Source organism: Tolypothrix sp. PCC 7712 (assembly GCF_025860405.1).
GTDB lineage: Bacteria > Cyanobacteriota > Cyanobacteriia > Cyanobacteriales > Nostocaceae > Aulosira > Aulosira diplosiphon.
Map to the genome: position 1 here is coordinate 8,701,015 of NZ_CP063785.1, position 23,178 is coordinate 8,724,192.

At 41.2% G+C, this 23,178-nt stretch carries 24 protein-coding genes; 14 read left to right on the top strand and 10 right to left on the bottom strand.

From position 1 onward, the window contains the following. Positions 1-141 precede the first annotated feature (141 nt). The 6 genes from HGR01_RS35415 (at position 142) to HGR01_RS35440 (ending at position 6,632) form a co-directional block, all read left to right on the top strand. Positions 142-939, top strand: coding sequence for a sugar phosphate nucleotidyltransferase (locus HGR01_RS35415; RefSeq protein WP_045873432.1), 798 nt, complete (start codon positions 142-144; stop codon positions 937-939). Positions 940-1,101: 162 nt separating this feature from the next. Further along, positions 1,102-1,755, top strand: coding sequence for a PIG-L deacetylase family protein (locus HGR01_RS35420; protein WP_045873433.1), 654 nt, complete (start codon positions 1,102-1,104; stop codon positions 1,753-1,755). 35 nt (positions 1,756-1,790) lie between these two features. Continuing rightward, positions 1,791-2,348, top strand: coding sequence for a dTDP-4-dehydrorhamnose 3,5-epimerase (gene rfbC, locus HGR01_RS35425; RefSeq protein WP_045873434.1), 558 nt, complete (start codon positions 1,791-1,793; stop codon positions 2,346-2,348). 467 nt (positions 2,349-2,815) lie between these two features. Further along, positions 2,816-3,718 carry a hypothetical protein gene (locus tag HGR01_RS35430; RefSeq protein WP_045873435.1) on the top strand — a complete coding sequence of 301 codons (903 nt, stop codon included), beginning with the start codon at positions 2,816-2,818 and terminating at the stop codon, positions 3,716-3,718. Between the two features lie 51 nt (positions 3,719-3,769). Then, positions 3,770-5,110 carry a glutamate-1-semialdehyde 2,1-aminomutase gene (locus tag HGR01_RS35435; protein WP_045873436.1) on the top strand — a complete coding sequence of 447 codons (1,341 nt, stop codon included), beginning with the start codon at positions 3,770-3,772 and terminating at the stop codon, positions 5,108-5,110. 184 nt (positions 5,111-5,294) lie between these two features. Then, entirely contained in the window at positions 5,295-6,632 is a 1,338-nt protein-coding gene (locus HGR01_RS35440) for a DUF4910 domain-containing protein (RefSeq protein WP_045873437.1), read from the top strand. Positions 6,633-6,982: 350 nt separating this feature from the next. On the opposite strand, the gene HGR01_RS35445 is transcribed toward HGR01_RS35440, so the two are convergent. Beyond that, entirely contained in the window at positions 6,983-8,002 is a 1,020-nt protein-coding gene (locus HGR01_RS35445; protein ID WP_045867511.1) for a S66 peptidase family protein, read from the bottom strand. A gap of 22 nt (positions 8,003-8,024) precedes the next feature. Between HGR01_RS35445 and HGR01_RS35450 the strand changes: the two genes are divergently transcribed. The 7 genes from HGR01_RS35450 (at position 8,025) to HGR01_RS35480 (ending at position 12,974) form a co-directional block, all read left to right on the top strand. Beyond that, positions 8,025-8,390 (top strand): Lin0512 family protein, encoded by a 366-nt coding sequence (locus tag HGR01_RS35450; protein ID WP_045867512.1) that lies wholly within the window; start codon positions 8,025-8,027, stop codon positions 8,388-8,390. 110 nt (positions 8,391-8,500) lie between these two features. Further along, positions 8,501-8,719 (top strand): hypothetical protein, encoded by a 219-nt coding sequence (locus tag HGR01_RS35455; RefSeq protein ID WP_194007816.1) that lies wholly within the window; start codon positions 8,501-8,503, stop codon positions 8,717-8,719. 157 nt (positions 8,720-8,876) lie between these two features. Beyond that, the gene (locus HGR01_RS35460; RefSeq protein ID WP_045867513.1) at positions 8,877-9,668 is read left to right on the top strand and encodes a DUF3598 family protein; all 792 of its coding nucleotides are present in this window, start codon (positions 8,877-8,879) and stop codon (positions 9,666-9,668) included. Positions 9,669-9,796: 128 nt separating this feature from the next. Then, positions 9,797-10,183: a nuclear transport factor 2 family protein gene (locus HGR01_RS35465; protein WP_045867514.1), complete on the top strand. Its 387-nt coding sequence runs from the start codon at positions 9,797-9,799 to the stop codon at positions 10,181-10,183. 89 nt (positions 10,184-10,272) lie between these two features. Beyond that, entirely contained in the window at positions 10,273-10,611 is a 339-nt protein-coding gene (locus HGR01_RS35470; protein WP_045867515.1) for a hypothetical protein, read from the top strand. A gap of 341 nt (positions 10,612-10,952) precedes the next feature. Further along, positions 10,953-12,131: an AbrB family transcriptional regulator gene (locus HGR01_RS35475; protein ID WP_045867516.1), complete on the top strand. Its 1,179-nt coding sequence runs from the start codon at positions 10,953-10,955 to the stop codon at positions 12,129-12,131. A 618-nt stretch (positions 12,132-12,749) separates the two neighbouring features. Continuing rightward, positions 12,750-12,974: a hypothetical protein gene (locus HGR01_RS35480; protein ID WP_155538901.1), complete on the top strand. Its 225-nt coding sequence runs from the start codon at positions 12,750-12,752 to the stop codon at positions 12,972-12,974. A gap of 65 nt (positions 12,975-13,039) precedes the next feature. On the opposite strand, the gene HGR01_RS35485 is transcribed toward HGR01_RS35480, so the two are convergent. From HGR01_RS35485 to HGR01_RS35520, 8 genes are all read right to left on the bottom strand, one after another. Then, positions 13,040-14,359, bottom strand: coding sequence for a CO2 hydration protein (locus HGR01_RS35485; protein WP_045867518.1), 1,320 nt, complete (start codon positions 14,357-14,359; stop codon positions 13,040-13,042). A gap of 83 nt (positions 14,360-14,442) precedes the next feature. Further along, positions 14,443-15,042: a CDP-alcohol phosphatidyltransferase family protein gene (locus tag HGR01_RS35490; RefSeq protein WP_045867519.1), complete on the bottom strand. Its 600-nt coding sequence runs from the start codon at positions 15,040-15,042 to the stop codon at positions 14,443-14,445. A gap of 183 nt (positions 15,043-15,225) precedes the next feature. Further along, positions 15,226-16,725: an NADH-quinone oxidoreductase subunit M gene (locus HGR01_RS35495; RefSeq protein WP_045867520.1), complete on the bottom strand. Its 1,500-nt coding sequence runs from the start codon at positions 16,723-16,725 to the stop codon at positions 15,226-15,228. A 141-nt stretch (positions 16,726-16,866) separates the two neighbouring features. Beyond that, positions 16,867-17,586 (bottom strand): carbonic anhydrase, encoded by a 720-nt coding sequence (locus HGR01_RS35500; protein WP_045867521.1) that lies wholly within the window; start codon positions 17,584-17,586, stop codon positions 16,867-16,869. A 134-nt stretch (positions 17,587-17,720) separates the two neighbouring features. Then, positions 17,721-19,580, bottom strand: coding sequence for an NAD(P)H-quinone oxidoreductase subunit F (locus tag HGR01_RS35505; protein WP_045867522.1), 1,860 nt, complete (start codon positions 19,578-19,580; stop codon positions 17,721-17,723). 405 nt (positions 19,581-19,985) lie between these two features. Further along, the gene (locus HGR01_RS35510) at positions 19,986-20,171 is read right to left on the bottom strand and encodes a hypothetical protein (protein WP_045867523.1); all 186 of its coding nucleotides are present in this window, start codon (positions 20,169-20,171) and stop codon (positions 19,986-19,988) included. 63 nt (positions 20,172-20,234) lie between these two features. Further along, the gene (locus HGR01_RS35515) at positions 20,235-20,513 is read right to left on the bottom strand and encodes a type II toxin-antitoxin system RelE family toxin (RefSeq protein WP_228045778.1); all 279 of its coding nucleotides are present in this window, start codon (positions 20,511-20,513) and stop codon (positions 20,235-20,237) included. Beyond that, complete coding sequence (locus HGR01_RS35520; RefSeq protein ID WP_045867525.1) at positions 20,488-20,730, bottom strand: hypothetical protein; 243 nt, start codon at positions 20,728-20,730, stop codon at positions 20,488-20,490. The genes HGR01_RS35515 and HGR01_RS35520 overlap by 26 nt, the downstream gene beginning before the upstream one ends. A 483-nt stretch (positions 20,731-21,213) precedes the next feature. Between HGR01_RS35520 and HGR01_RS35525 the strand changes: the two genes are divergently transcribed. Next, positions 21,214-21,864, top strand: coding sequence for a hypothetical protein (locus tag HGR01_RS35525; RefSeq protein ID WP_228045776.1), 651 nt, complete (start codon positions 21,214-21,216; stop codon positions 21,862-21,864). A 477-nt stretch (positions 21,865-22,341) separates the two neighbouring features. Here the strand turns inward: HGR01_RS35525 and pgeF are convergent, their stop codons facing one another. After that, entirely contained in the window at positions 22,342-23,145 is an 804-nt protein-coding gene (pgeF, locus tag HGR01_RS35530) for a peptidoglycan editing factor PgeF (RefSeq protein ID WP_045867527.1), read from the bottom strand. Positions 23,146-23,178 lie beyond the last annotated feature (33 nt).

The following is a 23,178-nucleotide window of genomic DNA, read 5'->3' on the forward strand; positions in this document are numbered from 1 at the left end:
TTTTTAGTTAAAGAGCAGAAGATAGATGCAAACTTGCATAAAGCCAGCAAAAATTCATGACTTTTATGTAGTTCCATAATTCTGCAAAAAATTTAAATTTTTTCTGGCAAAGCGTAAACATTAGCCAAGACGAGGTGCATAATGAAAGTAGTTTTATTTTGTGGCGGTTTAGGGACAAGAATGAGAGATTATTCGGAAAGTATTCCTAAGCCAATGGTGAATATCGGATATAGACCGATATTATGGCATGTGATGAAATATTATGCCCATTATGGACATAAAGATTTTATTTTATGTCTAGGTTATAAAGCTGACTTAATTAAGAGCTATTTCTTAAACTATAATGAGTGGCTTTCTAATAACTTCACTTTATCTGGTGGTAGCAAAATTCAACTATTCAATCATGATATTCAAGATTGGAATATCACCTTTGTAGATACAGGTTTAACTGCGAATATTGGTCAAAGATTCAAGGCTGTGGAAGAATATTTAGAAGGCGAAGAAGTTTTCTTAGCCAACTACAGCGATGGTCTCACAGATTTGCATCTTCCTACATATATTGATAATTTTTATCGTCGCGATAAAATCGGTAGCTTTTTGTGTGTGAGACCTAGCCAAAGCTTCCATTTGGTTGACATTGGTGAGAACGATTTGGTGCAGGATCTTAAAGATGTCAAACAGCGGGAAATTTGGATTAATGGTGGATATTTTATCTTTAAGAAAGATATCTTCAAGTATATTAATTACGGTGAAGAGCTGGTGCTTGAGCCTTTCCAAAGGCTAATTGCTCAAGAACAGCTAATTGCTTACAAGTACACTGGCTTCTTTGGAGTAATGGATACTTTTAAAGAGAAGCAAGTGTTAGATGATATGTATACTCAAGGTCATCGTCCTTGGGAAGTTTGGAGAGATAAGCAATTGGAAGTTAGCAATGCCTAACATTACTAAATTTTTCGGCTAGCAGTTAAGAGTTCAGTATGAGTTTTGGGTGAGAAATTCTCACCCAAAATATCTAACAATCCAGGCAAGAATCATAATATGTTGGCAATGACTACCAAATATAAGTTTCCTAAGTTTTTACAAATTAGATAGGGTTAATATATGCTCAAAATTAGCTTTGATAAAACAGCCGAATCTGAGTATAAAATTCTCTGTCTGGGTGCTCATTGCGATGATATTGAAATTGGGTGTGGCGGCACAATTTTAAAGCTGATAGAAAATTACAAAAATGTGGTTATCTATTGGGTAGTATTTAGTTCTAATGAACAAAGAGCCACAGAAGCCAAGAAAAGTGCTAGTATATTTTTAAAAGAAGTACAGTCCCAGAAAATTATTATTAAAGAGTTCCGAGATGGGTTTTTGCCTTTTCACGGAATAGAAGTGAAAGAATGCTTTGAGCAGTTAAAGCAAGAATTTTCACCAGATTTAATTTTTACGCATTATAGAGACGATCGCCATCAAGATCATCGCTTAATTTCTGATTTAACTTGGAATACCTTTAGAAATCATTTGATTTTGGAATATGAAATCCCCAAGTATGATGGTGACTTGGGAATTCCTAATTTCTTTGTGCATTTAGATGAAGGTATCTGTCGGCGCAAAATTCAGTATCTTCAGGATGCATTTGCTACGCAGAATAATAAACAATGGTTTACCGATGAAACTTTCCGTTCCATCTTAAGAATCCGAGGAATTGAATCTAATTCACCGGGTAATTATGCTGAAGCTTTCTACTGTCGCAAAATATTTCTTTAATCTCACTTTTTATAAAAATATTTGTAACCAAATACATGATTTTCACTGAAACGAAGCTACAAGGGGCATTCATTATTGACTTAGAGTTAAAACAAGATAGTCGTGGTTTTTTTGCTCGGACTTTTTGCATCAATGAATTTGAGGCTCATGGTCTAAAAGCCACAATTGCTCAATGCAATGTATCTTTTAACCATAAGCAAGGGACACTGCGGGGAATGCATTATCAAACTCCTCCTTCCCAGGAAACCAAATTAGTCCGTTGTATCCACGGCGCTATCTATGATGTGATTATCGATTTACGCCCAGAATCTCCGACCTATTTATCGCATATTGGTGTGGAGTTAACTGCAGAAAATCGGCGTGGGTTATACATCCCAGATAGATTTGCTCACGGTTTTCAAACCTTAACTGATGATACAGAAGTGATGTATCAGATGGGCGATTTTTATGCGCCAGAATATTCCACAGGCTACCGCTACGATGACCCAGCTTTTGGAATTGTCTGGCCTTTACCGATTAGTGAAATTTCCGAAAAGGATCTTGCTTGGAATTTATTTGAGCAGAAAAATATCGGGACACTGGCGGGAAGATAAAGCTTTTCAGCTGCAATGCTGAGATGTGTGGCTATTTGCAACCAGCATTAGGTAGCAATAGTTACAAGATAAAAGCAGGGATACTTTACCCTGCAAAAATTCATCAATCAACGGGTGCAAGCTTGGGAGTATGCAAACATTTTTCACTGTTTGCATAGCTGGTGACGCTGACTACTTATCTGGATAGCAATTTAATGTAAGGCTGCATATTCATGGCCTCATACTGTTTCACTTGAAGCGTGAGACGAGTAGGTGGGTAGAGGGTTGAGCAATGCTCAACCCCTACCAACAATCTATCAGTCTCAGGATTTTTGTGAATGGGTATCAGATTGGCAAGCACTGGCGCTATCTATGATGCGTCTACTGTTTAGCCTACCTATCTAAGGGTCACGAGCTGCATCTTTATATCAAGTTCCCATAGGTAAGTAATTTTTTAGAGAACTTGGTGTGAACATAAGGAACATAAAATGAACACAATCTATTTCGATTCACATATCAATGATGATATTAGAAGGGCACATCTCTACAACGGACAAATCTTTGTCTATTCTCCTTCTAAAAGCGCGATCGCTCTTTGTGAGTTTGCGCGGGAAATGGCGGAAGCAGCCTTTGCACCTTTAGATCCAATCACAGCACAGCATAGTTTACCTGTGGAGAAGTACGTTGAGATTTTGGCAAAACTCAAACCCGCTTTTATCCATCACCCAAAATCCAAAGAACTCATCCAAGGGATTTTGGAGGAAAATGGCTGCGATTTGAGTAAAACCTATTTTGATGTACCACGCTTAAGGACAGCAACCAGCGATGGTTATCTAACTGCTGGAATTGCTTACGCTTTCCATCCCCATCGTGATACTTGGTACTCTGCACCGCAATCCCAAATCAACTGGTGGTTACCTGTATATGATGTGACAGCAGAAAATGTCATGGCATTTCATCCGCGCTACTGGAACGAGCCAGTGAAAAATAGTTCTCGAGACTATAACTACGCAAAGTGGAATCGAGAAAGCCGCAAAAATGCTGCCCAGCATATTAAAAAAGATACACGCAAGCAACCCCACGCCGAAGAACTTTTAGAAATAGAACCACAATTACGGGTGGTTACCAAAGTTGGCGGAATGATTCTCTTTTCTGGCGCGCAGATGCATTCAACTGTACCAAATACATCCGGTTACACCCGCTTTAGCATTGATTTTAGAACTGTGCATCTAGATGATGCGATCGCCAGAAGGGGTGCGCCAAATATCGATTCCGACTGTACAGGTACTTCTTTAGGAGACTTTTTAAGAGGTACTGACTTTTCGCGGATTTCTGAAGATTTAGTGGCTCGCTATGACACCCCAGTAAGAGAAGAGTGCTTGGTTTCGTAGTTTCGTGGTGCGATCGCCTATTCAAATTAAATCCCCATTAAGGAAAAACCGATGACCTTAGCTGATTTTAAACCCTCAACTACTCAGTCTTTTGCACAGTCCAAAGTTTTACAAAAAAAGAGCCACGCGTTAATTCCTGGTGGCGCTCATACTTACGCTAAAGGTGATGACCAATTTCCCGAAGATGCACCAGGCTTTATTGTAAAAGGTAATGGGTGTCATGTCTGGGATGTTGATGGTAATGAATTTATTGAATATGGCATGGGTTTGCGTGCCATTACTTTAGGACACGCTTATCCGGCTGTGGTAGAAGCAGCGTATCAGCAAATGCTGTTGGGTAATAACTTTACCCGTCCGGCAACCATTGAAGTAGAATGTGCTGAACAGCTTCTGAGTTGGGTTCCTGGCGCAGAAATGGTGAAATTTGCCAAGGATGGCTCAACGGTAACTACAGCCGCAATTACTCTGGCTAGAGCATATACAGGAAGGGATATGGTGGCTATTTGTGGCGATCATCCCTTCTTTTCCTATAATGACTGGTTTATTGGCAGCACTCCCATGTCTGCGGGGATTCCCCAAGTGGTTCAAGATTTGACAGTGAAATTCACTTTTAATGATATTGAAAGTGTCAAAACTCTGTTTGCAAATCATCCCGGAAAGATTGCTTGTGTCATTTTAGAACCCGCTAAATATGAACATCCAGCCAACGGTTTTCTTTATGAGTTACAAAAACTCTGTCAGGAAAATGGCGCAATTTTCATCTTAGATGAGATGATTACTGGCTTCCGTTGGGCTGGTGGGAATGCCCAAAACTGCTACAATATCGTTCCCGACTTATCGACATTTGGTAAAAGCATGGGTAATGGTTTTGCGGTTTCCGCACTGGCTGGGAAACGCGAAATCATGGAATTAGGCGGAATTTATCACGATAAAGAGCGCGTATTTCTGCTATCTACTACCCACGGAGCCGAAAACCACGCCTTAGCTGCAGCGATCGCGACTATGAACACTTTCCGGACAGAAGGTGTAATAGAGTATCTGTATCAGCAAGGAGAAAGATTATCTAAGGGGATTAAGCAAGCGATCGCAGCTTATGGAGTGGAAGATTACTTCCAAATTGCGGGGCTTCCTTGCAATTTAGTTTATGGCACTCGCGACCAAAATCAACAACCATCCCAAGCATTTAGAACTCTCTTTATGCAAGAAACTATTAAACGCGGGTTGATTTTACCTTCTTTGGTTGTGAGTTTCTCCCATAGTAATGAAGATATTGATTTCACAATTGATGCAATTGGCGAAGCTTTAAAGGTTTACCGCCAAGCTCTAGAATATGGAATTGATGAGTATCTAATTGGCCGTCCAGTTAAACCTGTGTTTAGAAAATATTGTTAGGGAGTTCCAAGGAAAAAATATTCCATTGATATTGTTGACTGTTGACTGTTGACTGTTGACTGTTGACTGTTGACTGTGAACCGTCAACGAATTGAACAGTTTAAACGCTAAATTATGTAAGGGCACAACATTGTTGTGCCTCTACTGTGTTGATTAAAAATGAGATTATCCCAGGGAAATTATCATGGTAAATCTTCAAGAACCTGTAGAAACCAAGCTAGAAACGGCTGTAAACAGCAGTGATATAGCTCAAGAAATATATCAATTAATTACTGAACTTTATCCTATCTGCCGCAGTATTACAGGTGATGGGTTTAGAAAAACTCTCAAGATTCTGCAACAGCATATTCCGCTATCGGTGCATGAAGTACCAACGGGAACTGAGGTTTTTGATTGGAAAGTGCCTAAAGAATGGAATATTAAAGATGCTTATATTAAAAACTCTCAAGGTGAAAAGATTGTAGATTTTGCAAATTTAAATTTACACGTTGTTAATTACAGTATTCCGGTACATCAAAAGATATCCCTTGATGAATTAAAATCACATTTATTTACACTTCCAGATTATCCGGATTGGGTTCCTTATCGGACTTCCTATTACAAAGAAAGTTGGGGATTTTGTCTCAGTCATAATCAGTTTTTACAACTGCAAGATGAAGAATATGAAGTATGTATTGATTCATCTTTAGAACCGGGACATCTTACCTATGGTGAGTATTTTATTCCCGGAGCCAGCAGCGAGGAAGTGTTAATTTCTTGTCACGCCTGTCATCCTTCGCTGTGCAATGATAATCTTTCGGGAATTGCGATCGCAATTTTTCTCGCTAAACAACTCAGCCAAACTAAAAATCACTATTCTTATCGGTTTGTTTTTATACCGGGAACTATTGGTTCAATTACTTGGCTGTCTGTAAATGAAGCAAATGTGCATCGCATCAAACATGGTTTAGTTTTAACTTGTTTGGGAGATGCGGGTAACTTTACTTACAAAAAAAGCCGTAGAGGTAATACCGAAATTGATGAGATTGTCGGTTATGTGCTGAAAAATTCTGGTCACGATTATAAAATTATTGACTTCTTTCCCTATGGTTATGATGAGCGACAATATTGCTCACCAGGCTTTAATTTAGCTGTAGGTTGCTTTATGCGATCGCCTCATGGTAGCTTCCCGGAATATCACACTTCAGCCGATAATTTGGACTTTGTGAAACCGCAATCTCTGGCTGATTCATTTGCTCAATGTGTTTCGATATTAAATATTCTTGATAGTAATCAAGTTTACGTTAATCAGAAACCCAAATGTGAGCCACAGTTAGGGAAAAGAGGTTTATATCGGTCAGTTGGTGGGCAAAAAGATAGCGGATTAAATGAAATGGCTATTTTGTGGGTTTTGAATTTAGCTGATGGCGAGCATACTCTGCTAGATATTGCTAAAAGGTCGGGAATGCCGTTTGATGATGTTAAAACTGCGGCGGATAGATTATCGCAAACTGATTTATTAAAACTCGCGGCTAGTGATTGATAGGATAGGGTGTCAAGGGTCAAAAGTCAAAAGTCAAAATATGGGCTTTTGATACATTAATTTTTTCACTTCTAATACAACTAATTAGAGGGCAAGGAAGTGCCCAGTTGTGTCAACTTTACGTGAAACCCGCTCTTGTTCAAGGTTTCGCCCTCACCCCCAGCCCCTCTCCCACGGGGAGAAGGGAGCAAGAGATTTAGTTCCCCTTCTCCTGCGGGAGAAGGGGTTAGGGGATGAGGGCGCGAGGTATTTGTACAACGCCTGCCCTATATAGCTTTTAGCTGAAGTTGACACCAATGGGCAGTGCCTTGCCCCTACAATTTGTCGCATGATTTTTTTTAAAATTGGTATTAAATTACGGCTGATTCTAACATTTGAATTGTGCCTAAATTGGCATCAATTTCTACTGACAAACCTACTGGCACGGTAAATTTATTTTTAATGTGACCAATCATTGAACCGTACCAAGCAGGAATATTTAACGGGCGGATGTGGTCTTGTAAGACTTGCATTAAAGTAAAATTTGGGGCATCACCAAGACTACAATCGGTGCATTGGGCAAAAATAAAACCAGCAATTTGATTAAGTATGCCAGCATTTTTTAATTGTGTAAGCATTCGGTCTACACGATAAATATCTTCGCTGATTTCTTCAATAAATAAAATGCTGTTGTGCCAAGCCGGAAGGTACATTGAACCGATCATTGCTGAGAGGACAGATAGGTTACCGCCGACAAGTTTACCTCTGGCTTTTCCTGGGGTAATTATTTCTATTTTCACTTCCCCAGGGGTGGGATTTTGCATGGTGACGGCTTCTTGATTAAAGAGAATGCGCCGAAAGTAATCTACAGTAAACTGATTCCAGGTAGAGGTGGCAACTGGGCCATGAAAAGTAATTAAGCGACTGCGGGCATTAATTGCTAATAATAAAGATGTAATATCACTGTATCCCAGCAAGATTTTGGGATGATTGCGAATATTAGTGTAATTCAGCCAAGGTAAGAGACGATTGCAACCCCAACCGCCACGCATAGCAATAATAGCTTTTACCGATGGATCGGCAAACATCGAGTTTAAATCAAAAGCGCGATCGCGATCCTTCCCGGCTAAGTAACCATAACGATCCAAAATATGCTTTCCTAACTTCACTTTCAGCCCTAAATCTGCAAGGTTACGCTGTGCAGTGGCTATATCTTCGCTGTCAACGGTACTGGCTGGGGCGATTAATCCCACAGTATCGCCAATTTGCAGATGAGGTGGTTTCAGGGTGCTATTGCGAGATAATTGACCTTGGGCTGTAAACAGTGGTACCTGGGTGGCTAAAGTGGCTAACCCAACGCTGGTAAGAAATTTTCGGCGGTTGATGTGCATAAATTAGGGATGGGAGAAAGTTGTGGCTAAAAAACGCTTTATTATTGAGATGGGCATGGGAGTTGACCAACATGGACAAGAACCCACAGTAGCAGCAGCCAGGGCGGTAAGAAATGCGATCGCACATAATGCGTTACCTGGTGTTTGGGAAGTTGCTGGTTTAAATGACCCCAATGAGATGATTGTGGAAGTTCAAGTAGCAGTACCATACCCAGAACAGGTAAGACAAGAGGAAGTATTAGCAGTATTACCATTTGGGCGTAAAACTCTCACCGTTGAAGCTGGGGGGATGGTAGTTCAAGGGCGCGCAATTGCTTCTCTCAACGATAAAAATGACGAGATGTTAATAGCTGTGGCGGCTGTTCATGTGTTGATTGAAACTGAATAATATTAAGTGTTGGGATTGCTGAAATTAGTCGCTGAGACAGGAAACAGGAAATAAGGGCTAAAGGTAGAACGAGTTTTTTCAAAAATCAATTCAAATAATGTTTGCAAGCAATGAAAAACTCCACCCACAAGGGGATGGAGTTTTTGGGCATGGGGAATCGGGCATGGGGCATGGCGAAGAAATTACCAATGCCCAATGACGGCAGTTGCTTTAAGCCGGGAAACCCGTCCAACGCACTGCCTCCCCAATGCCCCAAGCGGCGGGGCGGCTGTCCCTCTCCACCCACAAGGGGATGGAGTTTCCCGCCGCTTTCAATAAATTCCTTGTAGGGGCACGGCATCCACAATTTTGTGGTATATCAAATTATCTTACTGGTGCCGTGCCCTAGCCATCTGTCGCGTTCTTTTTTGAAAATGGTAGCTGCATAAATAATGTAAATTCTGATGAGAATTTATAAAATCACGCTCAATTTTAGGGTTTCATATCATGAATGCACAAGAGCGAAACTGGTCAACTTTGTTTGGTAATCATACTCAAGAAGGTATTAGCTGGTATGGAACATGGACTAGTTATTCTTTCAATAAAGAAGTGGTTAATTCTTTAAAATGTGTAAGAAGTTTTCGGGCTAACGAAGATAACACAATTATTTATCACACTAACAGTTACACCTATGCCGATGGCAGAGAAGAAGAAAAAACCTGGCAAATTGATCAGCAAACTTGTAATCAAGATGATGGCATTATTCATCCTGCATTACCTTCTATGAGAGTACTAGGAATTACTCCTGAAATTTATGGTTTTGTAGGCAAAAAATTTGAGCCAGGTACAAGATTTGGCATGGAGTTATTCTTTATAAATAAAGATTGGCGAACTAGTGTAGTAGTGATGTGTGGAGAAAATAGTGCTATAGAAAGATTTACTCAGATTCGTGAATATTTAGGTAGCTTCCCTGTAAAATTACCTGATGCAGAAGTAACTAACATCGATGGTAAATGGATAGGAGAAAAACAATATATCAATGCTGATTTAACTGTTTCAGATGTGGAATCTATTGAAAATCTAACTTTGGTTCCACTGAAAGACGAGAATATATATCAAAAAGTATTTTTACCTGATGGCATAGTGATTAATACACCTAAAATTTTGCAATCTGGTCAAGAATTTAGCATTATAGCTGGTAAGTTTGTCTCTCCAAGTGAATTTAAACGACTAACTGCACAATATGATAGTGCAGGTAATTTCCAGCGCTTAACTTCAGAAATATTTTATCGGCAATAATTCCAAATTCAAGACTTGTAGAGACGCGATTAATTGCGTCTTTATTCAACATTAATCGCGTCTGTATTCAAGACTCAACAATCAACAGCTAAAACCGATATTTTGCACAACTGAAATAGGACTTTTATATGTCAAATGCAACCATTGAAACCGTAGTTGCTGCTTACTTTGCTAATATGGCTAGTATGAACCCTGAAGGCTGGGTAGAAAACTTTGCTGAAGATGCATTAAGCTACGATCCAGTAGGAGAAGCACCAGCAAAAGTGCATGAAGGATTCCGTCAGTTTATTGGGCAATTGCAAGCCGTTTTTACCAAACTAGAAGCCACTACTGAGCATATTTTTGTAAGTGGGAATGAAGCAGCAGTAAAGTGGACAATGCAAGGAATTAGCAAAAGTGGTAAATCAGTAACTTTTGCCGGAATTACTATTATTGAAATTAACACCGCCGGTAAAATTCAAACTACTCGCGCTTACTGGAATCCAGCCGCAATGATAGCACAACTGCGTTCTTAAAAAGGACGGTGCGCTAAAATAGGAGAATTGGGATAAAAATCTCTGGCAGTAAATTCAATCAACAAATCATCTTTACCACTCCAGCGACAATGTCTCAAGAGCATAATCAATCACTACCAATTCAGCAAATAACCGGACTAAAAGCAAATCATTTTGCTGATTTAGTTAGGGCTGCACAATTAATTTTTGACCCCGCAGGTGGGCTTTCTGGAAGATATGTGAAAGTTGACTGGCGAGAGTTTGGTATTCCCGTTGATGTAGCGGAAAATCTGAAATTACTCGGTGAACAGTATCGCTATGCTTCTCCCCACATTCCTGTAGAAAATATTTGGAGTCAATTAACTCCAGAAACTCGGATTTGGTTCATGGAACATAAAGATGAGTTATGGCAATTTGAGGAAGCTTTCCCCGCACTTGATGAAGATTAAAGAGTGCTGAGTGCTGAGTGCTGAGTGCTGAGTAAAAAGTCCAGTAACACACTGAGTCAGGAGTTGCAGAGACGCGATTAATCGCGTCTGTACAAGAGTCCAGTAGTGGACTGACAAGACTAAAATGTGGCAATATAATTTTCTTGTGGGGTGGACATCTTGTCCGCCCAGGACGGGCAAGATGCCCATCCCACAAGAGTTTGAGTAATACACTATTTTAGTCTAGACACGCCAGTAGGGTGCGTTACTTCGTTAACGCACCTCTTTCAAAGCTTTTGGTGCTACATAGTGCGATCGCATGATCTGTTGTGCGTATTAAACTAAGAAAAAAGCGCACATCGATGAATCATAGCTTTAGTGTTGCTCCTATTGGTGAGGAATCAACTGCTGCAAATCCTATTGATGCTCAACAACATCTCTTTGTCAAGCAGTTAGCTGTCTTGATTTTAGAAATGCTGCTGGCGTTACCTTTAGGTTTCAGCCTCGCTAGGTTGAATATTGGGGGAATAGTTTGGATATTTGGGGGTATTGCGGCTGGCGCTATAGTTTTGCAGGTTTGTCGCATTTTTTTTCAATATTATCCCAAACCAAACCGGACTGCGAGAAAAGCTGGTATGGCGCTTGTGGGGCTAACAGTGGGTGCTTCTAGTAGTCATAGTGATTTAGCTGGTGTTGCGTCTGGGATGCCGATATTTATTTTATTAACAGTTTTTCTGTTAGTTTGTGGCATCTGTATTGGCTATATTTATTCACGCCTCAGTAAAACTAATTTGTTAACAGCAATGCTGGCGACAGTTCCCGGTGGGGTGGGAATTATGGCTGCGATCGCAGCCGATTATAATAAAAATGTCACCTTAGTGGCGCTAGTTCAAGCCTTGCGGGTAACAAGCGTAGTTTTTCTGATTCCTTTGATTGCGAGAACCACATTTAGCAGTTCTTGGAATCAACAAGCTATTTCCATGCAAAGCAATTTACTCAATTTTGAGCCATCTCAATTAGGATTACTTTTATTAGCGCTGGGGGTAACCGCCTTAGTAGTTTATCTGGCGATATTCTTGAAGATTCCCGCAGGTGATTTTTTTGGTGCTTTGCTGATGGGGATAGCCTTTAACCCATTGCTAAATTTACTACCTATCGCATCTGGTATGCATTTTACTGCACCACCACTAATTAATTTAGTTGGTCAAATGCTGTTAGGAATTACCATTGGGGAATATTGGGGAGATAAACCCAGCTTCAATCCCAAAACTATCGGCTATGCAGTCATGTCTGTAGCCATGACTTTAATTGCAGGTGCGATCGCTGCTATGCTGGCAATGCAATTAACTGCTTGGGATTGGTTAACTTGTCTATTGGTGACAGCCCCAGGAGGTTCCGCAGAAATGATTCTCGTTGCTTTGGTATTAAATCATAATGTGGAAGTGGTTACCGCAGGGCATTTAGTCAGGCTGATTGCCATCAACAGTTCCCTACCCCTTTGGTTATTTCTGTTTCGCCGTCTTAAAAGCCAATCATCGTAGGATGCGTTGTCGCGCATCCCCAGCCAAGCAGAGGAGGCGGAGGAAGCAGAGGAGGAAGAATACAATTATGGTCTTCTCTGCGAAAAATGGATAATGTAATTTCAAGAAGTCCCTAATACCATTTGACTTTCAGCATGATTCTTATACATAGGTAGGGGCACGGCACCAGTAAGATAATTGAATATACCAAAAGATTGTGGATGCCCAGTGGTGTCAACTTAACGTGAAACCCGCTCTTGTGCAAGGTTTTGCCCTCACCCCCAGCCCCTCTCCCACAGGGAGAAGGGAGCAAGAGATTTAGTTCCCCTTCTCCTGCGGGAGAAGGGGTTAGGGGATGAGGGCGTGAGGTATTTGTACAACGCCCGCCCTATATCGCTTTTAGCTTAAGTTGACACCAATGGTGGATGTTCCCTACATAGAATTTATCTGTCGCAAACATTCTTGAAATTGGTATAAGGGGAAGAAAGAAAAATATTCTTGGGGGAATATTAAGATTATCGCGAAACCCTGAAGCTTCTACCACTTGCGCGGAATACGGAAACGTTAAAGCGGAAGTTCCTACAACTTGCGCGTAACACGGAAACGTTAAAGCAGAAGTTGATTCTGGGAAAGCAGAAGTTGCTACAGCTTGCGCGTAACACGGAAACGTTAAAGCGGAAGTTGATTTTGGGAAAGCAGAAGTTGCTACAGCTTGCGCGTAACACGGAAACGTTAAAGCGGAAGTTGATTTTGGGAAAGCAAAAGTTAATTCCGGGAAAGCAGAAGTTGATTTTGGGAAAGCAGAAGTTAATTCTGAGAAAGCAAAAGTTAATTCTGAGAAAGCAAAAAGATAAGGTGCGTTAGCCTGCGGCGTAACACACCCTACCAAAATAATTACGAATTACGAATTACGAATTACGAATTACGAATTACCTATAGTCTTGACGTTGAACATCCCGTAAACGTGCAGCATCGCGCATATTGTAATCAGCACGGGTAAAGCGGTTTAACTGGGCTTCAAAAAATTCCCGGTTTGCTTGTAAATGCTTGGGATTGGTGTCATCTAAAGGATATAACAATGCCGTGCGTAATGCTTGAATTACCGCCGAAGTTACATTGTACATGGAACGTTGGAAACTAACTCCCAACTGAATCAACATATCTTCTTCGCCACGGCAATATTTTTGGTAATAGTCAACCAAATATTGCGGCAAGAAGTGTAGCATATCTTGCATTAATAATGTGGGTGGGATACCAGCAGTACCTACTGGAAACACATCAGCGTAGAGAATGCCATAGTGGAAGTCTTTTTGGTCATCAGGTACTTGCCCTGCTTGAGCATTATAAGATTTTGTCCCCCTAAAAGGTGCTGTACGGTAGAAAACTGCTTCTACGTAAGGTAATGCTGCTTCGTATAGCCAGGTGAAACCCTTAGATTTGGGAATGATTTCATAGCATTCGCCATCTATATATACATGATGGTAAATTGGACGACCTGCGATCGCAAAAATCCCATTTACTAAAAAGTTCATTGCATCGGGGACACCTTTAAACCCGCCTTCGTCGTAAATATCCGACATTTCAAAGAACACGGGTGCCATAACTTCCCAGAATAAACCCAGGTTAGAGTAATATGACATCTGGCGACACTGTTCAATGAACATATCAGGAAACATTTTGTGCAGCGCCAACATTACCGGGTTGCCTTTGAAGTAAGCTTTAATTGCCCGATCGGCGTTAGCTCTATATTCGTCTGAATCCAGGTAAGCGTCAAACTGGTTTACTGGCGCGTACATTTGACGATGCCAAAGCATAGCCCGCATACAAGCTTCAGCAAACTCCATGTTAATGCGATCGTGGAATAAATGGTGAAATAATTTTGGCATATTGCCAGTTTCACCTTTCTCGATAAATGCTAATAACTCAGGATGGGCTGTAGCTTGTCCCCGCCAAATTCTTAAATCGGCATCATCACCAGCATAATGATTATGACGGTCTAAATACTCTTTAGGTAAAAAGTATTTAAAGAAGGGAAAGGGGTTTAAAAATTCCCGTTCAGCAATATAAAGTAAATCCCGCCAGTAGAAATCCATCGGCACTGCATAAGCCTTATACAAACCGATAATTTGCATTAAGTTTTCTGGGGTATCTGGCAACATTGAACCGCCAGCTTCTAAGCGGTGAATTACTTCGGCAAATTCATGCTTAGAAGGAGGTAATTTAGTGGTTTTATCAACAGTTGCTGTCATATATAAATCTCGTGGGAGTTGTAAGGTTTTTTTATTTTGTAGAGACGCGATTCATCGCGTCTTGAAAATGTCATTTGTGATGACTATGATGCAATTTCGTCTTTTTGTATTAATAGTTGTTCGCGTAATTTTAGGGCGTGAAAAATGCTTAAAACATCATGTGTCCACACAGGCAGAATCATTGTCATGGCAATTTCTTCGATACTGTAGACTACCCCAGCAATACAAGTTAGCCAAAGAAAAATTCCTGCATAGTTAAAGCCGAATAAAGAAATAATGGCAATGGCTAGAGTGATACCCCAAAATTTAGCTGAGTAGGTGTGATAGCTAGCAGGCTTACCATATTTCACTAAATTCACTATCCACCATATCAACTGAGCAAATACAACTGTGAGTAAAGGCAATTGATAAGCAATTAAAACATCTTGATGTACTAGCCAAGCACTCACAAATATGCAACTAAAAAGGCACACATCAGCCCAGCTATCAGCTTGTCTTAATTCGGCAGTACTCACACCAAGTCTCCGGGCAATAATGCCATCAAAAATATCTGAGAGGAAGGCGGCGACAAAGCCAACGATGAACCAAATACTAGTTTTACCATCAAGGGCATCCCAGAGGAGCAAAGGTGCAATTAAAAAGCGAAATAACACTAGTCCACTGGGAATTAATTTCAGGTTCATCCTTCCTCCTAATCTTGGTGCATAGCTCCTTATAAAAATCCTAAATCAATATGAGAAAGCTTCTTCTTAGCTTTCTTCCTTTGTGTACTTCGCGCCTTCGCGGTTCGTTTATAAATTATTAATCTCACGCATTCGACGCAGTCGTTCCCGCAGGGTAGGCGCAAAGGCGCAAAGGAAGATTCATTATGGTTTTACAGCAATTTCCGAGTTAACGGTTTTTTCTATTGCAGGAATAGCAGCCACCATTGCGGTAGTTGTGGGTTCACTCCAACGTACTAACCAAGTTGGTTGCACTCCCAAAAAGATGATTAAAGCTGCCAAAATTAACGCAGGTGTTTTCTCAAACCATTCGACTTTGGGATAGTAAGCTGAATTATCGAGTCTACCAAAACAGGTACGGTTGAGAAGAATCACAAAATAAACCGCAGTTAAACCACTCGCAACTACACACAAGATTGTGGAGATGGGAAACGCTGAGAAACTTCCTTGGAATACAATAAATTCTGCAATAAATCCTGTTAAACCGGGAATACCAGCACTCGCCATTCCACTTAATACAAGCAAAGCACTAATTAAAGGTAAACCCCGAATCGGACTCATTAAACCATTGAGTTTATCTAACTCCCTTGTTCCTACTTTGGTTTCAACAACTCCCACCAAATGGAACAAAATAGCGAGAATTAAACCGTGGCTAAACATTTGGGCAACAGCACCAACTAGCGCTAGGGAAGTACTAGCAGCACCAGCTAGCAGAATGTAACCCATGTGACCAATAGAACTGTATGCTACCATGCGCTTGATATCTTTTTGCGCGATCGCTACTACAGCCCCGTATATTGCACTCACTGCACCCCAAATTGCCAATGTTGGTGCAAAGGTACTCCAAGCTTCGGGAAACATTCCCATTCCAAACCTTAACAGCCCGTAGGTTCCTAGCTTTGCTAACACACCACCCAACAAAATCGCAATTGGTGCAGAAGCTTCGACATAAGCATCAGGTAACCAAGTATGGAAAGGAACCAAGGGAATTTTGATGCCAAAACCTAAGATAATTCCGGCTAACAACAGGAATTGTAATACAGGCGCTAGAGTTTGCGTAGAAACCGCATCAAAGGCAAAGCTGGTAGAACCAGTTAGCCACACCATACCCAAGAAAGTTGCTAAGATTAATGCCCCAGAAACAGCAGTGTAAATCAGGAATTTAATCCCTGCATAACCGCGTTTTTCCCCTCCCCAAATGGAAATTAGTAGATAGAAGGGAATTAATTCTAGTTCGTAGAACAAGAAGAATAGCAGTAAATTCTCTGCTAAAAATGCACCTGCTACCCCACCACTCACTAATAAAATTAGCGAGTAAAATAACCTTGGTCTTTGAGTTTCTTTGCTGCTGCTGTAAATAGCAATCCAAGTAAGTAGGCTATTTAAAACCAGCATCAATATCGAAAGCCCATCAACACCTAATTGATAGCTCAAACCGAGAGTTTCATTCCAAGGTAGATTCTCTTGAAATTGCATCCCTGGGTTGCTGATATCAAATTTAAACAGAATAAAAATATTCCAAAGTAGAACTATAGCAGCGAAATATAAGGCGCTTAACCTTACAGTATTGGCAGGTAATTTTTTAGGTATGACTGCGATAATCGCCGCCGCCAAAATCGGGAGCCAAATCAGAACACTTAACATGGCAATTTGGGTAAATTAGTAAACAGGAGAAATTTCAATATTCAAAAGATATCAGGGGTATGGGAGCACAGGGGAGACAATAAAGCAGATAAGAAATAGCTATTGCCCAATGCCCCATGCCCCATGCCCCATGCCCAAAACCTAACTAACTAAACTAACTTTGCCAGTGTCTAAATCGTAATAACCACCGACTATTTTCAGTTTGTTTTCTTTGATTAAACCAGCAAGCACTGGAGATGATTTCAACTTCTCAACTTGCAATAAAATGTTAGCCTTGCAAGCATTTTCTAATTTATCCCCAGGTTTATCTTGAGATTGATCTACAGCGGGTTTAATAGCAGCTAATAAACTCCCAATTTCTCCTGGCACTGCGGCACCTTTAATCGTGGCAGCTACAGCCCCGCATCTTTCATGACCTACTACTAAAATTAGTTTGGCACCTAAAACTAAGCTACCAAATTCGAGGCTACCAGTTTCTTCTGGTGTAGCAATATTACCAGCTACACGACAAACAAATAAATCACCTAATCCCTGGTCAAAAACTATTTCTGAAGGTACTCGGGAATCTGCACAACCAAGAATTGATGCAAAGGGATTTTGCCCTTTTGCAACTTCCTGCAAGCGTTTCAAGTTTTGATGGGGATTACGTTTTTTGGCTTTGACAAACCGATCATTGCCATCTAGCAATTCTTTGAGTGCAGCATCAGGTGTAATATCTTTTTTATCTTGCGCCGAGACTCTTTCTGGTGCAGCCAAATTGGAACCTAATCCGGCTGCTAATACTCCGCTACCAACTGCACCTGCACCTATTTTCAGTAAATTTCTACGAGAAAAATTAGTTTGGTTATATTGCTTTTTCATGATCTTTCCTCCCAACACAACACAAGGTTTCAAAAATTAAATGGTCTTCAAAAATTGATTAGTATTAAATCTCCCTTCCCAGTCCCCAATCCCCAATCCCCAATCCCCAATCCCCAATCCCCAGTCCCCAATCCCTAAAACATTAAATCCAAAAACTGTACTCCCCAAAATGGCCAAGTTACCCACATACCAAATACACCAACGCCTAATAGCACAGTGAAGGCATAAAATTGGGTTTGACCAGATGTACTATATTTCAAACCTTCGCCAGTTAATAGCGAGAACAAACCAACCAAATTTACAATACCATCCACGACAAAACGGTCGAGCATATCGGCAAATTTAGAAAGTTGGGCGACGCTGAAAATAATCGTCATCCGATAGATTTTTGGGGTGTAAAAATCGTAAGCCAACAAGTCTTGTAAAGGTTTCCAAGGTAGGCGAATTGGTTTAGGAATATTCCCGAGATAAATTACGCCAGTTACACCACAGCCAAACACACTTGACCAAATTAATAACAGTGCAACATCCTTATTCAGAATTACCCAACTTGGTAGTAATGATAAGCTTTGCAACACTAATGGCAGATGCAAGACAAAGCCTAGTAAAATCACCATTGGCAACACCATAGGCCAATGTACTTCAGGCGATCGCTCACTCATCTGTTTGGGTTTACCAGCAAAAATCAAACCGAATTCTCTGGTTAAACTCACAGCCGTTAAAGCGTTGACAGTTATCACCACACCCACCAATAAAGGTTGAGTTCCCCACAGTCCATCGATTAATTCCATCAACGCCCAAAAGCCGCCTAGGGGTGGAAAGCCAATTAATCCCAATGTTCCCACAATAAAAGCGATCGCAGATATGGGACGACGTGACCATAACCCACCCAACTGGGTAACATTTTGGGTAATGCTGTTCCAGATAATGCCGCCAGTACTCATTACTAGTAGTGCAGATGATACCGCATTAGCTAGTACTAACAACAATGCTGCTTCATCTTGTCTTGTACCTACCGCGATAAACACCAAGCCCATGTAAGCGCTGACAGAATAGGATTGACAGCGTTTAATATCAATTTGGGCGATCGCAATTAAGGAAGCACCAATGGCTGTAACTGCACCAATTGCGACCAAAGCGGAGGAAACGAAAGGTGACAAAGTTAACACTGGTTGCAGTTTAATTAATACCCACGCACCACTTGCAACCACCACCGAGTTCCGCAAAATTGTACTGGGAACAGGGCCTTCCATCGCCTCATCCAACCACAAATGCAGGGGGAATTGGGCGCATTTACCCATTGGCCCGGCAATCAAGGCTAAACCTACTAATGTAATCACAGTGGGGTCAACATTTGCAGTTGTCGCCCATTCAGCTAATTCTGTGTAATTCCAAGTTCCAGCTAAAGGCCATAACCCCAGTACACCCATCAGGAGGAACAAGTCACCCACCCGTTTGGTCAGGAAAGCATCTCTAGCACCGCTAACTACCAACGGCTGACTAAACCATAACCCGACTAGCAAGTAAGTTCCTAAAGTCAGAACTTCCAGAATTACATAACTAAAGAACAGGCTATTACACAAAACCAGGGCGCACAATCCCGCTTCAAATAATCCTAAGAGAGAATAGAAGCGTCCCCAGCCCCAATCCATTTCCATGTAACCAATGGCATAAATTTGCGCTAAACAATTTAAGCCAGTGATGACAGTCAATGCTCCCACACTAATAGAAGAAATTTCTAAAGCGATGGTAAGATTTAATCCAGCAGTAGACAGCCAAGGAATAAATACCTCTACAGGTGGTTGATTCCAAGTAGCAATAAATGCGATCGCACTATGCAAAAACGCCAGAGATGTCATGACCAAATTGACATAACCAGCCGGTCTTGGGCCAGTACGGCGAATGATCCCCGGTGACCAAGGAACGGCTAAAAGCCCACCTATTAAGGCATAGCACGGAACTAGCCATACAGTCTCTAAGAGAAACTGAGCCATGAAATTACCTCTATAACTTGCAGCAAAAGTTCGGGGCTATGAATCAAAAGGCTTTGATTGCACCTAACCCGACCAACTCAAATAATTCGATTTTATTTTTGCTTAATTTTGTTAGAAATAGCTTACCTTTATCTATGGCAAAAAGGAAATACTTTAATTAAATAAATCATCGATACTTTGTCTAACTAATTCTTATATGATGGCAGTATTCAATTAATGGATACTAACCATCAAGTTATATCTATGAATAAATTATGGGGATCAACCAATATTTACCATAGATTTTTACTTATTGACATAAATCACAAGAGACGCAATGAATTGCGCCTCTACAAAATCGTTGCAAACTTAGATCCCCGACTTTTTTGAAAAGTCGGGGATCTGGATAACACGAATGGTCACAAATTATGATAAGTGGTGAACTTGACCTTGCCAAACAGTAGCGACAATTGCAGGTGGTTGGTTGATTTGGCTGATGGGGGCGGGTTTCATGTCGCGGTAGTCGAGAATTTGAACAATAATAAGGTAGGCGATCGCTAAAATAATCGATATCGCACCTGTAATAATGGCAATAATTTTCGAGCGTTCCATTAAGCTTTCCGGTAAATGAATGTTTATGTTGTGCCTATATCCACATTGCCACAGACCACTAATTTACTGATAGACATCACTGCGATGGGCTATAAGCAGAATAGTGATGAGTGACTGCGCCTCATCTACTTGATAAACAACCCGCCAATCACCTACTCTGTAGCGCAATAAGCCGGAGAATTTACCTTTGAGGCGTTTAATGTTGGGATGCTCATAAGGATTTTCTCGCAGTTGATCAAAGCAACGATTCAGACGTTCTACTAACGATATATCTACTTCCTCATAAAACTTCTGAGCTTTGCGAGTTAACGCTAGTTCATACATGACGACGAATACTGTCAAATGATACCACTTCCCCAGCTTCAACTTCCTGCATAGCTTCTTGTAAAGCTTGCTCAAAACTAGGGATGTTCAACAGTTCTGCGGTGGCTTCGTTTTCTTCTCGTTCTTCTAAATACGCGATAAAATCGCTGACAACTCGCAGCTTTTCTGGGGAAAGACGCAGCAGACGCTTTTGTGCTTCCTCAAGAAGAAGAATGTTATCTGGCGCTGATTCCATAGATATTTCCATACTCAATATTCTCTATATGCTATCTAAATTCAGTAGGGTGAGCACTGCCCACAAGCAGTAAATCGCAAGGGTTTGGGCTTTTCGCAATTGCAATTATATAAATATTTTTGCGTACCCACTTATCGTAAGGGCACGGCATCCAAAGACTTTCGGTAAAACAGACAATTTATCGGTGCCGTGCCCCTACAATTTGGGTAATTTTGAAATTGGCAATCTCTAAAATCTCAAATTTGCACCTATTATCTTCAACGATGAGCTTGTTATCCTCAACGTTGCACCTTTTACCCTCAACGATGAGCCTTTTATCCTCGAAGTTGCACCTTTTATCCTCGAAATTGCGACTTTGGCGAGTTTATCAAGCCAATTTTTGATACCCTCGACCTTTACCACAATCAAAGCGTAGACCCCCGCGCTATTGCAATTGCATTCAAAAACCTGGCAGAAAATCACCCAGAAGCTGAGTTAGAAATTGTGGCAATGGAGAAACGCGGCGATGATAAATTCTTACTCAGAGCCAAAACCGCACCAGGGAGTGATAAATCCCAACTGAGTGCGGAATATTTTGATGACTATAATCAACTCAAAGCTTTATCCCAAAGTCAGCAATTATTACTTATAGAAAAAGATAGTCGCATTCTGAGCTTAGAAAATATGCTCACAACTGCGCTTCAGCAATCGAAATACTATATACAAGGAGATAACAAAGTGTCTGATATTAGCGGCATCAATATTCAAAATAGTACCAATGTTAGCGGAATTGCTGGCGGTGGTTCTGTCGCCAACCTGGGAACCATTAGCGGTAATGTGAATATTGCCCTCAATCAGTTACCCGATTCCCCCGAAGCAGATAAACCCGGAATCAAAGAATTGTTGACGCAATTACAAGAATCAATTTCTCAGTCATCAGAGTTATCAGATGACGATAAAGCTGAGGCGTTAGAACAGGTGCAAAGTTTAGCAGAAGCCGCGAAAACTCCCCAAGAGAATGGAAGTAAAAAGACTGCAAAGACTGCAATCACTATGTTGAAGGGAATATTTACAGGCTTACCTGCTGTGGCTTCTCTGGTGGAAGCGGGGAATAAATTATTGCCGCTAATTGCTAAGTTATTCGGTTTGGGATAAAGACGTAATTTTGGATTTACTTATCATCAAAATCCGCGTTATATGATGTCGGGCAAATTATAATATGTCACTGCGGACACTTCATTCTATTCGCAATGACGGGTATTTGAATGGACATGATATCAAATAATGTTGGCGACACATCAATATATTCTAGAGGGCAAGGCACTGCCCATAGGTGTCAACTTAACGTGAAACCCGCTTCGTTGCAAGGTTTTGCCCTCACCCCCAGCCCCTCTCCCACGGGGAGAAGGGAGCAAGAGATTTATTTAGTTCCCCTTCTCCTGCGGGAGAAGGGGTTAGGGGATGAGGGCGCGAGGTATTTGTACAACGCCCACCCTATATCGCTTTTAGCTTAAGTTGACACCTATGTACCTTGCCCCTACAATCTGTCGCATTCTTTTTGTAAATTGGTACTACTTAATCAATAGCCTCTTACCCATTACCCATTACCCCTTCCCCCTTCCCCATTACCCATTACCCATTCCCACTAACAATCCCAGACCACTGCACTTTTTTCTGCTGTTCTCGGCGATAAGAGAAAAAGTGTTCTGGGGTTTGGTAAGTGCAATAAGGAGCGATCGCAATTTGTTCGCCGCTAATTCCTAAGCTTTCTATTTGTAAGGTATTTACCCGCCGTACATCTACCCGCACTTTCCCTGGATCGCGATCGGGAATTAATGGGGAATTGGGTAGTTCATGTAAAGCATCAACTATTTTTTGTTCGTCTTCATGGCTGATAATGCTAGATCCAATTTCCGCAGCCACTTCAACAGAGACTTGGTAAACTTCACCTGCGATCGCAGGCCCCATTGCTATTCGCAAATTTTCTAGCTTGCTACCTTGTGCTTTTAATCTTGCGATCGCTTGGGGAACAATTTTTTTCGCAGTCCCCCGCCAGCCTGCATGAATGGCTGCGACTTGTCCGGTTTTGATATCACCAATTAGCACTGGCGTACAATCAGCGCTGGCTACCCACACCGCTTGCAAAGGTTGTTCGCTAACTAAACCATCTGCTGATGCTAATGCTGAATCGCCTTCACCATCCACATCATCCCCGCCATTGCTTAACTTATGATCAATTTCTTGCGGAGTCAAAACGGTATTGCCATGAACCTGTTTTAAGCGATAAACTGATGCGTCAGGTTGCAGTACCTGTGTTAATTCTTGTGGTGAACGTGGCCAAAACGGCTGGGTAAAGAAGCCGTGTTGCCAAGGTTCTAGGATACTACAAGTCAGGTAAGGCATTCCTTCCCAATTGCGCCAGTGCCAAGTGTGCATCGTCAACCAAACCTAAACAGAAACATCAAAATT